Below are 14,758 nucleotides of genomic sequence, written 5' to 3' on the forward strand. Positions count from 1 at the left end.
CGCTGGTGGTACGCGACGCGGAGCAACCCTCCTGTGGTGCGGCGTCGGGCAGCCGACCGGCTCGGCGCGGTCGACGCCGAGGCGCAGGCCGTGGCCCTGGAGTTGCTGCGCCGCCATCCGCCGACCGGCCCCCGGACGCCGCCGTGGCGGCCCGGGTTCGCGAAGAGCTCGCCGCAGTGTGGCGCAGGATCGAGGCCCACCTCGCCGAGCACGCCCCCGGGGCGCTGGCCGGACTGGCTGGGCCGGCCGGCGCGGACGAGATCGCCGAGCAGGAGACGAGGCTGGGCTTCGGGCTTCCGGCGGACTTCGCCGCCTCTCTAGCCGTTCACCGCGAGATCGCCATCCCGGGGCTTCAGGGGGACGCCGTCCGGCACTGGGACGTCACCGCGCCGGCGTCCCGACGGGACGAGATGGACCTGCGGTCGCGGTCCGCGGAGCGGCCGGGCGACGAAATCCGCAACGACTGGGACTGGCGGCCGGGTTGGATGCCAGTGACCCTCGAGCCGGACGGTTCCCACGTCGTGCTCGATCTGGATCCCGGCCCGGAGGGCCGCTACGGGCAGCTCGTCCGCACCGACCAGGGTGTGCCCGACGGCATGCACGCCCCCTCCCGGCTGCACGTCCTCTCCGGGTTCGCCGCTGCGCTGGAAGCCGGGCACTACGCCTACCTCGCCGACCGGGGTGGCCTCAACGACACGCGCATCCGGTAGCTCAGCTGACCCTTCGCTCTTCGCGGGTGGTGCGGCGGCGTTCCCCTTCAGCGTCGCCCCTTCGGGCGGGGCAGCTCGTGGCCGTCGAGGAAGAGGTCGACGCGTTCGTTGTAGAAGGCGACCAGGCCCGCGATGGGGAGCAGTTGGCGGGTGGGGAAGTCGTAGGCCCAGGCCAGGTCCGGGTGGGTGCGGTCGCCGATCCGGGCGGACCAGTAGCCGCTGGTGGTGCCCTTGTAGGGGCAGGCGGTCACGGTGTCGCTGGGGACCAGCCGGGCGAAGTCCACGTCGGTGCGGTCGAGGTAGTAGCGGGTCGGCAGTCCGGTCTCGAAGACCAGGACGGGTGAGGTGGACTCGGCCAGCACGACGCCCTCGCGTTCGACCCGTAGGGTGCGGGACGAACGCAGCGCGTCCACCCGGACGTATGGGTTGCGCGGATGGACGAAGACCTGCTCGTCCTCCTCGAACCAGGCGTCGAGCGCGTCCCAGGTGAAGCGCGCGGTGCCGCTCAGGCCGGCGATCGGCGATTGGTCCAGCACCCGCGCGGCGCCGGGCCGCTCCTGCTCGCCGACCCGCAGCCCGAACGACCGCGCCGGGCCGCGCGAGGTCTCCTCGACCGGGCCGTCGTCCGGGACCAGCGCGTCCGCCGCCACGTCGTCGAGCGGGATGTGGAACTGCGGGTAGTAGGGCACCTCCCAGACGTAGCGGGCGCGGGTGGTGTCGATGACGGTGCGGCCGGCCAGCACGGCGCGGATCCGCCGCGGCACCGGTTGCACGTGGTTGACCGGCACGTTGAACGCCGGGTAGTCGGGGTACTCGGGCAGGTCGGACACTGCGGGCTCCCTGGTGCTGCGGCGGCGGCTCGGTCTGCCCAGCCTAGGCAGTCAACGGCCGCCGCTCCCGCACCCGGTGCCCGCCTCGGCCGTGTCGCCGGGTCAGCGGGTTCAGTGGAGCCGGGCCGGGTTGGGGAGCTGTGCCCAGTGGTCGCCGCCGGGAGTCAGCCGCATCAGGGTGAGGGCCTTCACCGGGAGCGGGTCCGCCTGCAGGGCGCGCAGGTCGGGGGTCGCGGGGCGGTCCCGGGTGGCGGCTTCGAGGATGGTGCCGAGGTCGGCCGCACTGCCGGCCAGGGGGCCCAGCACGCCCGTGAGCAGGCAGCCGAAGACCTTGCGGCGCAGCCTGGTGGGGTCGTCGTCCAGCAGCCGACCGGTGATCGGCGCGCGGAGCCCGTGGCGGGCCAGCCGGGCGGGGCTGATCCGGATGTCGGCGAGGTCGCGGTAGACCAGTCGCCGGGTCCGGCCCTGCCGGTCGAGCACGGCGAGGAGGTTCTGCCCGTGCGCTTCCAGGGCCACCCCCAGGTCGAGCAGGTCCAGGCAGACGCCCACGGCCAGGCGGGCGAACCCGGCGATCCGGTCCCGCCGCTGGTCGGGCGGCAGCGGGGCGAAGCAGGCGGGCAGCTCGGCCACCGGCACCACCTGCTCCCCCGCCCCGGCGTACGCGTACGGGGACTGCCGCAGCATCGCCGCCAGCTCCGGTGTGCCGTCCCCCGCCGCGGCCAGGGTCCGCGCGATCTGCAACCGGCCATCGAGGCGCGCCGCGACCCGGTCGACGAGCTCGGAGGTGGCCAGCGCGTGCTCCACCGAGTAGGCGGAGATGTCGCGGACCGCGGAGGTGAGTTGGACGCTCAACGCGGTCTTGACGTGCAGGTTCCCGCCGAGGTCGAGCGTGCGCAGGGAGAGCAGCGGATGGGCGTCCGGTCCGGGGCGCAGCGGCCGTCCGGTCAGGGTGTGCTCGGCCTGCCAGGGGTGCACCGGGATCAGCGCGAAACGGCCGTCACGCAGCTCGGCCGGCCACCGGCCGCGCACCACGGCCTCGGCCACCGGCGCCAGCCGCAGGCCCACCACCGGCCGGTGCTCCGGCGCGTACGCCAGCTGCTCGGCGGCCGTGAAGCCCGGGCGGGAGCGGCAGGTGGGGTGGTAGGGGTGTCCGTCGGGTGACCGCTGTTCCCACTCCCACGGCGTCGCGGGCGGCCCCGCGGGGTCGGGGGCGGTGCGGGAGAGCGCCATCGAGGCGGCGCTGTGGTCGAGCTCGGTGGCGAAGCGCCGGCCGCCGGGCACCGCCAGGGCCGTCAGCAACCGGGCCGGGTGGTCGAACGGACGGCCGTCCAGTTCGACGCGGGCGAGGGCCGTCCCCGTCGCCCACGGGTCCGACGGCGGGCCGTGCAGCAACCGCCCGTCCGCCAGCCGCAGGCTGACGCCGTCCCGGCTGCTCACGCGTCCGGCGATCCAGGGCAGCGGTTCGTGCACCAGCCCCCGCCACAGCCGTGCCAGCACCGCGGCCCGCGCTCCGGGCAGCGCGGCGAGATAGGCGTCGACCGTCTCCGGACGGACCTGGCCCAGCTGCGCTGCCAGCTGCCGCTCGGCGGCGCTCCCGGCCATGTGACCTCCCGTCAGAAGCGGTACGTTCCCTCCATCATGATGTCCGGTGGATGATATTGGTGGCTGATGGATGACTTCGCCCGGGCGGCTGACGCACTGTCCGTCGTTCCGCTGCTCAACTGTCTGCTGCGCGAAGCCGTCGAACCGGCGGCCAGTGTCGAACCGACGGCGAGCGCCGGACCGGCGGCGAGCGTCGACCCGGCAGCGGGCCTCGACCCGACGGTGAGCACCGCCGCCGACCATGCCGACCACACCGTCCATCGGCTGCGCGCCAGCGGCCGGCTGCTCCGGGTGCGCAGCACCGGCCGGCGGCCCTCCTCGCCCGAGCTGTGGACCGGTGCAGGCTGGCACCCCCTGCAGCACGCCGACCTCCTCGAGGTCGCCGCCCAGGAGATGCGTGCCGCCACCGGGCGCTCCAACCCCGCCCTGGTCGCCGAGGCGACGGCCAGCCGCGCGGCCCTGGCGGCCATTCTCGAAGCCCGGGCCCGGGCCACCCCACCCGAGGATCCGTGGCTCCGCTCCGAGCAGTCCCTCGTCACGGGCCACCCCTGCCACCCGGCCCCCAAGGCCCGCAGCGGTGGCGGCCCGCCGGCCGCCTGGCTGCCGTACGCTCCGGAGGCGTACGGGCGCTTCCCGCTCGTCCTGCTCGGCATCCGTGCGGACGCGGTGATCGGCGAGGGCGACACCAGCGCCCTCGACGCCCTGGGCCATGCTCCGCCCGGCTACCGCCTGCTGCCCGCCCATCCCTGGCAGTTCGCGCTCACCCACCACCTGCCGGCCGTCCGCGCCGCCTTCGCCGAGGGACGGCTGATCCGGCTCGGCAGCACCCCCTGGCGGGCCCGGGCGACGTCCTCGGTGCGCACGGTGCACGTGCCCGGGAGCCCCGAGCGTCCCGGATCGGCCGACCTGTTCCTGAAGTTCAGCCTGGAGGTGCAGATCACCAACGACATCCGGCGGATGCGACGGCACGAGCTGCGCCAGGGGCGCCGCACGGACCCGCTGGTCGCGGCCGCCTTCGCGGCCATGGACGGCCCCGCGGCCTGGTTGGGCGAACCGGGGTACCGCACGGTGCGCGGCCTCGAGGAGATCTTCCCGGTCCTGCTCCGCGACGGCCTGGACGGGCACCTGCTGCCGGGCACCACCGCGGTGCTGGCCGCCGCGCTCACCGACGGGTTCGACGGCAGTCCGCTCGACCGCCTCGCCGACCCGCTGCGCTGGTGGTCGGCCTACCTGGGCCACCTGGTCCCCCCGGTGCTGGCGGCCTACGCGCGCCACGGCGTGGCGGTCGAGTGCCACCTGCAGAACACCTTGATCGCCGTGGACGCGGCCGGCGATCCCGTCCAAGTCGTCTTCCGGGACGCCGAGGGAGTCAGGATCCTCCCCGAGACGCCGCGCGAGGTGGCCTGGCGGCGCCTGGTGTACTGCCTCGTCGTCAACAACCTGAGCGAGGTCGCCGCCACCCTCGCGCACCGCTTCCCCCGGGCGGCGGGCGCGCTGTGGCCGGCCGCGCGGCAGGAGTTCGAGCGGTGCGACAAGGAACTCGGCCTGCCGGAGACCACGGCGCTGCTGGCCGCGGCGACGGTCCCGGGCAAGGCCAACCTGCTCTCCCGCTGGATCGACGCGGACGGCACCCGGCCGCAGTTCGTGCCCGTACCCAATCCGCTGGTCGCCCACCGGTGCGTCCCGTAGGCGAGGCGGGCGTGGGGACGGTGTGCCACGGTCGTCACGCACCCGGGGTTCGAAGGGTGCCGCGTTGGGAAGCTTGCCTGCTGGGGCGTCACGGGAACGCCCCGGGGGAAGCGAAGCCGACCGAGGATACTGGGGCTGCGGTGACCGGAGAAGCTGTTCGTGCTGCCGGGGTCGAGGTGAACCCGGCTGCGGGACACATCGGCGCGGAGATCACCGGCGTCGATCTGACGGACGATCTCGACGACGCCGTGGTGGCGACGATCAGAGCGGCACTGCTGCGGTGGAAGGTGGTCTTCTTCCGCGGGCAACGGCTGGACCACGCCGGGCAGGTGGCGCTCGCCCGACGGTTCGGGGAGACGATCGTCATGCCGCGACGCGGCAGCGCGTCCCCGCCGGACGTGCCCGAGATCGAGACGACGGCCGATCGGCTGGAACTGTCCGGGCGGTACGGCATGGAGCGGGCGGAGTGGCTGCACCGGCGCAACGACTCGCTGCTGCACCCCTGGCACTCCGACTGGAGCAACCACCTCGCCCCGCCGGCCGCGACGCTCCTGCGGGCCGAGAGCGTGCCGCCGTACGGTGGCGACACCACCTGGGCCAACCTCGCGGCGGCCTACGCGGGACTGTCGGCGCCGGTGCGCGCGTTCGTGGACGGGCTGCGGGCCGAGCACCGGCTCGGCGTCGGCTACCAGCCGCAGCCCGGCCGTGACGCGTACGTCGAGCACCTGCTCGGTCATCAGATGGCCACGGCGCACCCGTTGGTGCGGGTCCTTCCCGAGACCGGGGAACGCGTCCTGTTCGTCAACGGGTACTACGTCGAACAGATTCTCGGCCTCTCCCGCCCGGAGAGCCGGGCGGTGCTGGACCTGCTGCTGGAGCAGGCGGTCCGCCCGGAGTACACCGTCCGCTTCCGCTGGGAGCCGGGCAGTGTCGCCCTCTGGGACAATCGGGCCACCATTCACCTGGCCCCTCGTGATGCCGCGCACCTGGAAGTCCCACGGATCATGCACCGGGTGCTGATCGCCGGGGACGTGCCGATCGGCGTGGACGGCAAACCGTCGGAGTCCCTCACCGGGCACTGATCCGGCAGACCGGCGGGCGCCGTGCCGCTCAGTCGTCGAACACCGACCAGAGCAGGCAGACCGCCTCCCCGCCTGCGTCCGTCCCCAGCAGGATGCTCTGGCAGCCCAGCGAGTTCACCCGGAAGACCAGGGCGTTGGCGCCGTCCCGGTCCAGGGTCAGGTCGAGCACGGGGGCGGGGTTGCCCCGGGCCTCCTGGGCGTCGAGCAGGTTTCTGAGCTCGGCCTCGAGGTGGTCGGTGACGGCCTGCTCGACGTAGGCGGGGTCGGCGCCCGCGTACTTCTGCTCGGCGGCGGCACGGACCGCGGCCGTCTCGACGGCGAAGTCCTCGGCGAAGCGGCGCAGGCCGAGGTCCGCGGCGCAGCCCGTCACCGCCGAGAGGGTCTCGCCCTGCATGGTGGCGTCGTCGCACCGCTCCGCGTAGTCCGCGCCGGCGATGGTCTCGGCGGTGGCGTGCGGGGCGACCAGGGCGACGGCGGTCACGATCGACGGCTCGTCAGCGGCCGGCCGGGCGTGGGCGAGGTACGCGTCGTACCGCCCCGGGCGCAGCTCGTCGAAGGTGAGCCACTCGCCCCAGCCCTCGAACGGGCGGAGCATCACCTCGTCCCGCACCAGCAGCGAGCCGGCCGGCCGGAACCGCCCGCGGGCGGGCGGGGTGCCGAGCGCGTCGGGCTCCCCGTGCTCGGCGAGCACGGCCTCGAGTGCGGCGACCAGGTCCACTGTCGTTCCTCTCCTCTGACGGTGCCCGGATCCTGCCAGCGAGCACTGACAACGAGCACCGACAACGAGCTCGGGTCAGTCCCCGTCCCAGGGCCCATCGCCCTCGGCTGCCATCAGCCCGCTCTGGTAGGCGATCGCGACCGCCTGGGCGCGGTCGCGCGCGTCGATCTTCGCGAGGATCCGCTTCAGGTGGGTCTTCACCGTGGACTCGGCGAGCAGCAGCAGGTCGGCGATCTGCGCGTTCGAATGGCCCTCGGCGGCCTGGCGGAGCACCTCCCGCTCCCGGGCGGTCAACCGGGCCAGCCGCGGATCGCGTGGTCCGGGGCGCTCGCGGCCCGGGCCGGCGGCGGCGAGTTGGCCCATCAGGTCGCGGGTCACCGCCGGGTCCAGCACCGACTCGCCGCCGGCGAGGGTCCGGACGGCGTCGATCAGGCGCTCCGGGGGGACCCGCTTGAGCAGGAACCCGGCGGCGCCGGCCCGCAGCGCGCCCCACACGTAGTCGTCGTGGTGGAAGGTGGTGAGCACCAGCACCCGGGTGGGCAACCGCGCCGCCACGATCCGGCGGGTCGCCTCGACCCCGTCGATGCCGGGCATCCGCACGTCCATCAGGACCACGTCCGGCCCCGCGGTCCGGCACAGCTCCACGGCCTGCAGCCCGTCGGCGGCCTCGCCGACCACCTCGATCCCGTCCTCGCTGCCGAGGACGAGGGCGACCCCGGCGCGCAGCAGGGCGTCGTCGTCGGCGATCACCACCCTGATGGTCACCGGACCACCGCCGCCGGGGTGCGCGGGATCGGCAGCACGGCGTGCAGCCGGAAACCGCCGCGTTCGCCGGCGCCGTGCTCCACGCTGCCGCCGAACTCGCGGACCCGCTCCGCTATGCCGCGCAGGCCCCGGCCGGGCAGGTAACCGTCGGCCACGCCGACGCCGTCGTCCCGGATCTCGACGTCGAGCACGTCTCCGTCGCAGTGGACCGAGACCTCGGCCCGGGCGGCGCGCCCGTGCTTGACCGTGTTGGTCAACGCCTCCTGGACGATCCGGTAGGCCGACAGGTCGAGGGTGCGCGGCACCCGGTGCACGGCCGGGTCGACCCGCGCGGTCACCCGGATCCCCGCCTGCGCCATCCGCTCGGTCAGCGACGCCAGTTGGGCCAGCCCCGGCTGCTGGTCCGGCCCCTCCTGGCGCAGCAGGCCGAGCACCCGGTCCAGTTCCTCCAGCGCCTGACGGCCGGTGTGCTCCATGGTGCCCAGCAGGCCGCGGGTCTGTTCCGGGTCCCGGTCGAGCAGCCGGCGGGCGGCGCCGGCCTGCACGAGCAGTACGTTGAGGGTGTGCCCGACCAGGTCGTGCAGTTCCCGGGCGATCCGCACCCGCTCCTCGGTGACGACCTGCTCGCGCAGCACCCGGCGGGCCGCCTCCTGCTCCTCCTGCCGCCGGGTCCGGCCGTAGCCGAGCGCCCAGGCCAGCAGCCAGACGAACAGCACGGTGGCGGGCACCATCCGGCCGGTGTGCGTGGGGCCGGAGAAGTACGCGACCATGCCGGGCAGCACGATGACCGGTCCCAGCCTGGCCCGGGCGCGGGTGCCGCGCAGGCCGAGCGAGTACAGGCCGAGCAGGTTCGCGTACGGCGACACCGGGCTGGGCAGAACGAACAGCGCTTCGGCGGACAGCGCGGCCGAGCCGACCAGGTACCCGGCGAGCGGCAGCCGGCGGTGGGCGGCGAGCGCGCCGGCGATCAGCCCGCTCAGCACGAGCGCCGCGGGCAGCCGCCCGCCGATCCGCGCCGCCGCGCCGAGCCGCTCGACCAGCATCGCGGCCAGGAACGCGCCGGCCAGCGCCAGGTCGAGCACCGTGCTGCTCGGGCGCCGCCGGGGCCAGGCGGCGCCGCCGGGCGGCAGCGACCGGATCCGCCGGGCGGCGGCGCGCGCACTGGTCCAGTTCGGCCGACTCATCGCAGCTCCGTGAGGTGGCGTCACCGCCGGCGCGGCGACTTGATCGAACCGAGCGTAGCGACCCGCGACGGGCCGCACATCGACCGGGAAGGGTAGGCAGCCCGTCCCCCTGGCGGGGTACGGGCGCGCCCGTTCGCCGGTACCCCCGCCGAGGTAGCGGGATCGACCCCCGCAGGTGGACGCGGCGCCGATGGCGCGGGCCGTAGCTTCCCCGGCATGAATCCGCCTGTCTCCCGCAGCACCACCGGCAGCCCGTCCGCCCCCGCCGAGCCCGACCCGACCGGCAGCGGCACGGGGAGGAGGACCTCGCGCCGGACCCGGGCCGGCTGGCTCGGCATGACCGTCCTGGCCACCCTGACGGCCGCGATCGCCGCGCGCTACTTCACCCGCGACCCCGACCTCTTCCTCGCCCAGCAGCGCGCCGTCTACCTGGCGAACCTCGGCCCGCTGCTCTTCCACGTGGGCGGCGGCGTCCTGGCCCTGGCCGTCGGTCCGTGGCAGTTCGTGCCCCGGATCAGGGCACGGCATCCGGTCGTGCACCGGGCGATCGGGCGGACCTACCTGATCGGCGCCGTGGCAGCCGGGATCGGTGGCCTGCTGCTGGTGCCGAAGGGGCTCTACTGGCCGGTCGCGCCCCTCGGGTTCGCCGGGCTCGCGACCGCGCTGCTGATCACGACCGGCCTGGCGTTCGCCGCGATCCGCCGCCGGGCGGTCCCCGAGCACCGGATCTGGATGATCAGGTCCTACGCCCTCATCTTCGCCGCGGTCACCTTCCGCCTCTGGCTGGCGGTCCTCTCCGACGCCGGCCTCCCCTTCGAGCGGGCGTACCAGAGCGGAGCCTGGCTCTCCTGGCCGATCGACCTGCTGGTCGCCCAGTGGCTGATCGTGCGGATCGGGTCCGGTCGCCGGGTCCCGTCGATCACGGCGCGACCGCTGTAACAGGCCCGCTCGCCCGTCGCGTCATGAGAGTGACAGGGTGGTTCGAGCAAGGGGGGTCCGGGTGTTCCGGAACGGTGCGGCACGGGAGGCCAGGGAGGCCGAGTACCTGGAGTTCGCGGCGGGCCGGACGCCACAGCTCTACCGCTCGGCCTGCCTGCTGACCGGGGGTGACACCCACCTCGCGGAGGACCTGGTCCAGGAGACCCTGGGCCGGATGTACGTGCTGTGGCAGCGCCACTCCGGGTTCACCGGCACGGACCGGAAGGACCGGATCGACAACCCCGCCGCCTACGCACACACCGTCCTGGTCCGGGCCTACCTGACGCACCGGCGGCGGCGCAGCAGCAGTGAGCAGCCGATCGCCGAACTGCCGGACCGCGCCGCCCGCGAGGGCGATCCGGAGTTGCGGCTGACCCTGCTGGAGGCGCTGGGTCGGCTGTCGCCGCGGGACCGCGCGGTGCTGATCCTGCGGTACTGGGAGGACCGCAGCGTCGAGCAGACCGCGGAGGCCCTGCGGGTCAGTCCCGGTGCGGTGCGGGTGCAGAGCCTGCGGGCGCTGGCCCGGCTGCGCGCGCTGCTGGCCGGTGCGCCGACCGAGCCGACCCTGTCCTGATGCGCAGCTCAACCTCGAACTGGGAGACGGTGATCGGGCATGCCCGCTGACGCGCCGAAGTACCACCCGGAGCCGGACGGCCCGGGGGATGACGACCTGATCGCAGCGCTGGCCGGGGCCGGCGAGGAGTTCTCGACAGCGCCCGAACCGCTGATCGCCGCCGGTCTGGCCCGTGGCCGGCGCAGCCGCCGGCGGCGCACCGCCGCGTTCTCGGTCGGTCTGGCCGCCGTGGTGCTGGCGGGGACCGGCGGTGCGCTGCTGCTCTCGCCGGGCGCCGAGCGGTCGGTGGTGGTGCCGGGTGCCGGGTCCGGCGCCTCGGGGCCGTTCCGGCTCGGGTTCACCGACCAGCAGCTGATCCACTCCTTCGAGGCGGCGCTGCCGCACGGGCGGATCACCGGGGCGACGGCCACGCTCGCCCAGGGCACCGGCGCGGCCGCCGGGCCCTCGATCGCCTCCGTGGTGTTCGACGACGGCGCCGGCCCGGCGGAGATCAACGCCGTGGTCGAGCGGCTGCCGGTCGGCGGGGGGAGCAGGCTGAACTGCGCCGGCACGACGTTCATCTCGTGCGTGATCAGCTCGCGGCCCGACGGCGGTCGGGTGCAGGAGAGCATGGAGCGGGCCCCCGCGGTCCCCGGTTCCGATGCCGCCACCGGCATCGTGCGGCGGGAGGTCCTGGTGGAGTACCCGGACGGGCGGCTGATGGTCGTGACCGAGCTGAACGCGCCCGACAGCCAGGGGCCGAAGAGCCGGACCGATCCCCCGCTCTCCTTCGACCGGCTCCTCGCGGTCGCCGACGACCAGCAGGCCTGGTCGGTCGTCTGGCGCGGGGTGCCGGTGGTGCCGGCAGTCCCACCCTGGACCGGCTGAAGGCGATCGCGCTCAGCGCGAAGTGGCCGCCCCTGCGGCGGTAACGGGCAGCACGCGGCCCGGACACCCCGCACGGCAGCGGGTGCCCGGGCCGCGCTGCGGGCTTTTCTCCCACCTTCATCCCATCCTCTAAGCTGCCCCCTGAGCAGCGGCGGAACGGCGACCTCTCGAAGCGGACACACCATCCCGAACGGGACCTTCCGCCACTGCGCAGGCGACCTGGGCAGAGGGGTGGGACCGATGAGGTGGTGGAAGCGCCCGCGCCCGGACGTGTGCGCCGACGCCGCGAGCAGGCTCACCATCCCCCAGCCGTTCGACCTGGAGGAGTTCTGCGCCTCGATATCCGAGCAGCGCGGCCGCCCCCTGGTCCTCCTCCCCCTCGACGGCCCCCGCGATCCCGACATGCCGTGCGGGATCTGGCTGGGCCTCGACACGGCCGACATGATCTTCTACGAGGGCTCCGCCGCACCCCTGCTGCGCACCCAGATCGTGCTGCACGAGATCAGCCACATGCTGCTGGGCCACCGCACCCCCGACTTCGACGCCGACGACTCCGCGACCGCCGCCGTCCGCGCCGAGGCCGCCCGGATCCGCGCCACCACGGCGCGCACGCCCGTCGACGAGGAACTCGGCCTCGACTCCGACCGCATCCGCCAGCTCCTGGGGCGCACCCGGTACGACTCCGCGCAGGAACACGACGCCGAGCACCTCGCCACGCTCATCCTCGAGCGCGCCTCCCGCAACGAGGCCGTCCTGGACGCCACGACCCCCCAGCACGCCGCCGGCGTGGTGGACCGCCTCAACACCGCATTCGGACACCCGGTACGCAAATGAGTCCCGCGAAGTACGTCGTTTTCGCAGTGCTGTGGATGATCAGCATCTGGCGCCTGCCCTCGGCCGTCCGCGTCCCGCAGCAGCGGGCCCTGTGGCTCGGCTTCGCCGCCCTGGCCGTGGTCGACACCATCGGCATCCCCGCCGTCTCGCACGGCATCGACCACGCGCTGGGCGTCACCAACCTCTACGTCCTGCTCAAGCTGCTGCTCGGCGTGGTCTGCTGCCTGGCCGTCACGCAGTGGGTGACCAACATGGTGCGCCCGGACCTGGTCCGACGCGTCCTGCGGCCGCACCTCGCCCTCGCCGCGGCGGCCGCCACCGCGCTCTGCGTCCTCTTCGCGCACCTGCGGATGCACCAGGAGGTCGACGACTTCTACCTCGCCTACGGCGGCAGCGTGACCGCCGCGGCGTTCTCCGGCGTCTTCGAGACCTACCTCGGCGTCGTCATGGCGATCGCCGGCTGGCTCTTCTGGAGCAACAGCCGCCACGCCGGCGCCGCCACGCTCCGCGTCGGCCTGCGCGTCCTGGCGGCCGGCACCGCCGTCGGCTTCCTCTACGCGGCCCTGCGGATCGTCCAGATGACCACCGCGATCGTCGCCCCCCACGCCACCCCGCCGCACAAGCTGGTCAACGACACCTTCTGGGTGGCGGTCGCCCTGATCGTCACCGGCAACACCATCCCCGCCTGCGGCGTCGCCGCCCGCTCCCTGCGCGACCGCCGCCACCTGCGCGAGCTGCGCCCGCTGTGGGCCACCCTCACCACCCAGGTCCCCGAGATCGTCCTGCACTCCCCCAAGGGGCAGAGCCCCCGGCTGCGCCTGCACCGCCTGGCCATCGAGATCCGCGACGCCAGCCTCGCCCTCACCCTCTACGCCCCCGACCAGGTGCACGGACGGGCCATCGAAGCCGCCCGGGCCCGCGGGCTCAGCGGCGACGAGCTGGACGCCATGGTCGAGGCGATGACCCTGCACGCGGCCTACCGGGCCAAGAGCGCCGGCCGGGCCCACTCCCCCGTCGCCTCGGAGACCGAGGACGCCGCCACCCCCGAGGGGATCGACTTCGACGCCGAGATCCAGCGCCTGCACCTGCTCAACCACGCCTACCACTCCCCCGCCGCCACCGCCTTCGTCCAGGAGTACGCATGACCAGCGCGCCCGCCCAGCCCGATTCCCGCCCCGCCCGGCTCATCACCGACGGTCTGGAGCCGAAGAACTGGGTCATCCTGGTCACCCTCCTGGTGGGCTGGCACGCCGACCGGCTCGCCGGGATCGGCTGGGGCCTGGTCGCCGCCCTGTTCAGCGCCGTGATCCCGATCCTGTTCATCAAGTGGGGCGAGAAGAAGGGCCACTGGGGCGACCGCCACGTCCGGCGCCGCCAGGACCGGCTCTACGTCATCCCCGGGATCCTGCTCTCGGTCGCCGCCGGTCTGACGCTCACCTACTGCCTCGGCGGCCCGCGCGAGGTGACCGCGCTCGTCATCGCGATGCTCGTCTCGCTCTTCGTGGTGCTCGCGATCACGGTGTGGTGGAAGGTCTCCGTGCACACCGCCGTCTCCGCCGGTGCCATCGCCATCCTCGTCCTCGCCTACGGGCCCTGGCCGCTGCTGCTGAGCCCGCTGGTTCCCGTGATCGGCTGGTCCCGGGTGAAGCTCCGGGACCACACCCTCGCCCAGGTGGTCGTCGGCACCTTCCTCGGCGCGGTCGTCGGTGGCGCGGTCTTCCAGCTGCTCCGCTGAGCACCGCCGGCGCGCTGCGCGCCGCGAGCCGAAACCCGGGCCCCTGCACCGCCGAGCGGCGCAGGGGCCCGTGCGTTCGCCTCGTACTACCGGGCTCAGCGGGCGATCAGCTTCTCCGAGACCTCCCAGAGCAGCTCGGCCCGCTCCGGGTCGGAGGCGTAGCTCATGTGCACCCCGTCCCGCATGCCCGCGCCGCCGCGGCCGTGGATCGCCGGGGTGATCGCGCAGTCGTCCAGGTAGGCGCCGCCGACCCCGGCCAGCTCCGGTGCCACGCAGGCCCAGACCGAGGTGGCCGCGCCCTGCTCGATGGTCTTCCAGCCGGACGGGCTGCGCCGGTCGCCGCGCTCCTGACGGCGTTCGCTCGACTCGCTCCACTGGCCGGTGTGCCGCCACAGCGGGGAGAGGAAGACCCCGGGCATCACCGCGTTGGCCTGGATGCCCTCGGGGCCGAAGCGCCGGCTGAAGCCCACCGCGAAGAGCACGTTGGCCGTCTTCGACTGGCCGTAGGCCTCCCACGGGGCGTAGCGGCGGCGCTGGTAGTGCAGGTCGTCCAGGTGGACGTCGCTGAGGCTGTGCGCCCGGGAGGAGAGCACCACCACCCGGGGCGCCGCAGCGGCCCGCAGGGCCGGCAGCAGTCCCAGGGTGAGGGCGAAGTGGCCCAGGTGGTTGGTGCCGAAGTGCAGCTCGAAGCCGTCCGCGGTCTGGCTGAACGGTGCGGCCATCACCCCGGCGTTGTTCACCAGCAGGTCCAGCGGGCCGCCGACGGCCAGGTAGCGCTCGGTGAACTCGGCGACCGAGGCGAGCGAGCCCAGGTCCAGCAGCTCGAAGCCGACCCGGTCGCTGCCGGTGGCACGCCGGATCCGGGCCACCGCGGCCTCGCCGTTGGCCCGGTTGCGGCCGGCCACCACCACCTCGGCGCCGGCCCCGGCCAGGACCCGGGCGGTCTCCTCCCCGATCCCGGAGGCACCGCCGGTGACCACCGCGCGCACCCCGGGCAGCCGGTGCCCGGAGATCACCTCGGCGGCCGTGGTCCAGTGCCCGAAAGACTGCACGGTCATGACCAGTTCCCCTCTCCCTGCCCCCGCCGCGGCCGGCGAAGCCGCGCTCCGGCCTGTGATGCTAGGCGCGCGCGCCAGGGCGTCGGGGCGGGCCTGCGAGCGCTGCTGATACTGCGTCACGTCGACACGTGC

At 74.4% G+C, this 14,758-nt stretch carries 15 protein-coding genes; 9 read left to right on the forward strand and 6 right to left on the reverse strand.

All coding sequences use genetic code 11. From position 1 onward, the window contains the following. Positions 1 to 176: 176 nt before the first annotated feature. A complete protein-coding gene (locus tag ACQRUO_RS04225) occupies positions 177 to 710 on the forward strand; it encodes an SMI1/KNR4 family protein (RefSeq protein ID WP_428314329.1) in 534 nt (177 codons plus the stop codon). A 47-nt stretch (positions 711 to 757) separates the two neighbouring features. On the opposite strand, the gene ACQRUO_RS04230 is transcribed toward ACQRUO_RS04225, so the two are convergent. Further along, positions 758 to 1,531 (reverse strand): DUF427 domain-containing protein, encoded by a 774-nt coding sequence (locus ACQRUO_RS04230; protein ID WP_428314404.1) that lies wholly within the window; start codon positions 1,529 to 1,531, stop codon positions 758 to 760. Between the two features lie 120 nt (positions 1,532 to 1,651). Beyond that, complete coding sequence (locus tag ACQRUO_RS04235; RefSeq protein ID WP_428314330.1) at positions 1,652 to 3,142, reverse strand: IucA/IucC family protein; 1,491 nt, start codon at positions 3,140 to 3,142, stop codon at positions 1,652 to 1,654. A gap of 66 nt (positions 3,143 to 3,208) precedes the next feature. On the opposite strand from ACQRUO_RS04235, the gene ACQRUO_RS04240 reads away from it, so the two are divergent. Both ACQRUO_RS04240 and ACQRUO_RS04245 read left to right on the forward strand, forming a co-directional pair. Then, on the forward strand, positions 3,209 to 4,831 hold the full coding sequence (locus ACQRUO_RS04240; RefSeq protein ID WP_428314331.1) for an IucA/IucC family protein: 1,623 nt from the start codon (positions 3,209 to 3,211) through the stop codon (positions 4,829 to 4,831). A 140-nt stretch (positions 4,832 to 4,971) separates the two neighbouring features. Continuing rightward, positions 4,972 to 5,913, forward strand: coding sequence for a TauD/TfdA dioxygenase family protein (locus ACQRUO_RS04245; RefSeq protein WP_428314332.1), 942 nt, complete (start codon positions 4,972 to 4,974; stop codon positions 5,911 to 5,913). Positions 5,914 to 5,941: 28 nt separating this feature from the next. On the opposite strand, the gene ACQRUO_RS04250 is transcribed toward ACQRUO_RS04245, so the two are convergent. The 3 genes from ACQRUO_RS04250 to ACQRUO_RS04260 form a co-directional block, all read right to left on the reverse strand. Beyond that, positions 5,942 to 6,631, reverse strand: a complete 690-nt coding sequence (locus ACQRUO_RS04250) for a hypothetical protein (protein ID WP_428314333.1) — start codon at positions 6,629 to 6,631, stop codon at positions 5,942 to 5,944. A gap of 75 nt (positions 6,632 to 6,706) precedes the next feature. Continuing rightward, complete coding sequence (locus ACQRUO_RS04255) at positions 6,707 to 7,396, reverse strand: response regulator (RefSeq protein WP_428314334.1); 690 nt, start codon at positions 7,394 to 7,396, stop codon at positions 6,707 to 6,709. Continuing rightward, complete coding sequence (locus ACQRUO_RS04260; RefSeq protein ID WP_428314335.1) at positions 7,393 to 8,580, reverse strand: sensor histidine kinase; 1,188 nt, start codon at positions 8,578 to 8,580, stop codon at positions 7,393 to 7,395. Before ACQRUO_RS04260 ends, ACQRUO_RS04255 begins: the two co-directional genes overlap by 4 nt. 216 nt (positions 8,581 to 8,796) lie before the next feature. Here ACQRUO_RS04260 and ACQRUO_RS04265 point away from each other — a divergent pair, with 216 nt between their 5' ends. The 6 genes from ACQRUO_RS04265 (at position 8,797) to ACQRUO_RS04290 (ending at position 13,568) form a co-directional block, all read left to right on the forward strand. Beyond that, complete coding sequence (locus ACQRUO_RS04265; RefSeq protein ID WP_428314336.1) at positions 8,797 to 9,519, forward strand: DUF2306 domain-containing protein; 723 nt, start codon at positions 8,797 to 8,799, stop codon at positions 9,517 to 9,519. 61 nt (positions 9,520 to 9,580) lie between these two features. Further along, the gene (locus tag ACQRUO_RS04270) at positions 9,581 to 10,132 is read left to right on the forward strand and encodes a SigE family RNA polymerase sigma factor (RefSeq protein WP_428314337.1); all 552 of its coding nucleotides are present in this window, start codon (positions 9,581 to 9,583) and stop codon (positions 10,130 to 10,132) included. Positions 10,133 to 10,171: 39 nt separating this feature from the next. Continuing rightward, complete coding sequence (locus ACQRUO_RS04275) at positions 10,172 to 10,999, forward strand: hypothetical protein (RefSeq protein WP_428314338.1); 828 nt, start codon at positions 10,172 to 10,174, stop codon at positions 10,997 to 10,999. A gap of 240 nt (positions 11,000 to 11,239) precedes the next feature. Continuing rightward, entirely contained in the window at positions 11,240 to 11,833 is a 594-nt protein-coding gene (locus ACQRUO_RS04280; protein ID WP_428314339.1) for a hypothetical protein, read from the forward strand. Beyond that, complete coding sequence (locus ACQRUO_RS04285) at positions 11,830 to 12,978, forward strand: MAB_1171c family putative transporter (protein ID WP_428314340.1); 1,149 nt, start codon at positions 11,830 to 11,832, stop codon at positions 12,976 to 12,978. The genes ACQRUO_RS04280 and ACQRUO_RS04285 overlap by 4 nt, the downstream gene beginning before the upstream one ends. After that, entirely contained in the window at positions 12,975 to 13,568 is a 594-nt protein-coding gene (locus tag ACQRUO_RS04290) for a hypothetical protein (protein ID WP_428314341.1), read from the forward strand. Before ACQRUO_RS04285 ends, ACQRUO_RS04290 begins: the two co-directional genes overlap by 4 nt. Positions 13,569 to 13,663: 95 nt before the next feature. Here the strand turns inward: ACQRUO_RS04290 and ACQRUO_RS04295 are convergent, their stop codons facing one another. Further along, positions 13,664 to 14,626, reverse strand: coding sequence for an SDR family NAD(P)-dependent oxidoreductase (locus ACQRUO_RS04295; RefSeq protein WP_428314342.1), 963 nt, complete (start codon positions 14,624 to 14,626; stop codon positions 13,664 to 13,666). Positions 14,627 to 14,758 lie beyond the last annotated feature (132 nt).

Origin of the sequence: Kitasatospora sp. LaBMicrA B282 (assembly GCF_050325825.1) — a bacterium.
GTDB lineage: Bacteria > Actinomycetota > Actinomycetes > Streptomycetales > Streptomycetaceae > Kitasatospora.